Origin of the sequence: Micromonospora phytophila (genome assembly GCF_023656545.1) — a bacterium.
In the GTDB taxonomy this organism is placed as follows: domain Bacteria; phylum Actinomycetota; class Actinomycetes; order Mycobacteriales; family Micromonosporaceae; genus Micromonospora; species Micromonospora phytophila.
The window spans coordinates 1-1,914 of the sequence record NZ_JAMOKF010000575.1 but is presented as its reverse complement, the minus strand read 5'-3'; the positions used below and the strand labels follow the sequence as shown (position 1 = coordinate 1,914).

Here is a 1,914-nt window from a genome sequence, read left to right as displayed (position 1 = left end):
GGTCGGGACCGCCGAGATGAGGAGCGTGTCATGAGAGCCGCCATCGTCGACGCGTGCGGCATTGCCCGGTGCCTGCCGGCGGCGCTGGCGCGGCACGGGGTGCAGAGCATGCACGTCCGCTCGGACGCCCCCGACGTGCACTGTCATGCCGGCCGGACGACTTCCCGGACGACGTGCCCTACCAGGGTGACCTCGCCGCGGTGGTGGCCCGCCTGCGCGACCTCGGGGTGGGCTTCGTCGTCGCCGGGTCGGAGTCGGGGGTGCTGCTCGCCGACGCGCTCTCGGCCGCGCTCGGCACCCCGGGCAACGGCATGCGCCGGCCACGGGCGCGCCGGGACAGGTTCGAGATGGCCGAGGCGGTGCGCGCCGCCGGGCTGCCCGCGGCCCGGGGCATCGCCACCGCCTCCGTCGACGAGTTGCTCGACTGGGCCGCCGACCTCGGCGAGTGGCCGGTGGTGTTGAAACCGTTGGTCAGTGCCGGGACCGACAACGTGGTCTTCTGCGAGTCGTCGGGGCAGTTGCGGGAGGCGCACGCCCGGATCATGGGCAGCGTCGACCGTTACGGCCGGCGCAACGACGCCGTGCTGGGCCAGCAGTTCCTGCACGGCGACGAGTACTTCGTCAACACGGTGAGCCGCGACGGCGTGCACCACGTCGTGGAGGTGTGGCGCTACCACAAGCGCCAGCTCGGTGACGGCCGCACGATGTACGACCACGAGGAGCCGGTGCCGCCGGCGGATCCGGTCGTCGCGCCCCTGGTGGCGTACACCCTGGCGGTGCTGGACGCGCTGGAGGTGCGCAACTCCGCCGCGCACACCGAGGTGATGGTGACCAAGGAGGGCCCCGGTGCTCGTCGAGTGAGGCGGTAGCAGCGCAGTGACCAGACGATCTCCCACCTTGAGGACCTGGCCGAGTACCCGTCCGACTGGAAGCACCAGGACAAGCAGATCCACCCGGGTGAGAACCTCGCCCTGCCCGGCGCCTACCTGAAGTGGTACGACATCCGTCGAGCTGACCAGGAGGCGACGCCGCAGGTGAGCGACGAGGCGCGCGACTTCCTGCGGGCCGAGGTCGAGGCCGGGCGGCTGGAGTTCCGCAAGGAACTCGGCTTCGTCCTGCTGCACCGCGACGGTGGCAAGTACTTCATGCTGGTCTGCGTCTGGCGGGACAAGACCGAGATGTGGCAGGGCCTCTGGTTCAAGGACCAGGAGGGGTTCCAGCCGTACCCGCCGAAGCCGGGCTTCCTGCGGCCGACGCAGGAGGTGGTGGAACTGGACGCCACCTCCCACGAGCGTCGGGGCTGGTCCCGCTACCTGCAGTCCAATCGGGACGCGGCGGCGAAGCAGGCGTACATCGACGACGTCTGCACCGGTCAGCTGATCTGACGACCCCGGCAGGTGCCCGCCGTCCGGCACGGGCGGCGGGCACCCGTCGTCGCGGGGACCGCGACCTGACGTCGCGGGCCGGGGCACGGCTACGCTGGCCAGGGCGCGCATCGGCGGAGACACGGCGAGGCTCTCCTTGTGTACGGTGTCCACATGGAGGAGAGATGACAGACTCGCGTGCCGCCCCGCCCCGGCGTAGCACCTACCGGCACGGGAATCTGCGCCGTGCGCTGCTCGACGCGGGCCTGGCGATGGCCCGGGCCGGCGGCCCGGAGGCGGTGGTGCTGCGCGAGGCGACCCGGCGCGCGGGGGTGGCACCGAACGCCGCGTACCGGCACTTCGCCGACCGGGAGGCGTTGCTGCACGCCGTCTGCTCCTCCGCCCAGTCGTCCCTGGCCGTCGCCATCGAGACGGAACTCGCCCGCGTCCCGGCGGACGGCGACGCCGTGACGCGCGCCTGGGCCGGGCTGCGGGCGGTAGGCACCGGCTACGTGCGCTTCGCCCGCGGCGAGCCCGGGCTGTTCCGTAC

Annotated in this window: 3 protein-coding genes; all 3 read left to right on the top strand. The window is 72.6% G+C overall.

Annotated features, from left to right (window positions below):
- Positions 1-173: 173 nt before the first annotated feature.
- Positions 174-869 carry a hypothetical protein gene (locus tag NCC78_RS31400; protein WP_250799062.1) on the top strand — a complete coding sequence of 232 codons (696 nt, stop codon included), beginning with the start codon at positions 174-176 and terminating at the stop codon, positions 867-869.
- 165 nt (positions 870-1,034) lie between these two features.
- Entirely contained in the window at positions 1,035-1,385 is a 351-nt protein-coding gene (locus NCC78_RS31395; protein WP_250799060.1) for a hypothetical protein, read from the top strand.
- A gap of 164 nt (positions 1,386-1,549) precedes the next feature.
- Positions 1,550-1,914, top strand: a 365-nt coding sequence (locus NCC78_RS31390) for a TetR/AcrR family transcriptional regulator (RefSeq protein WP_250799059.1), incomplete at its 3' end; no start/stop codon positions are given.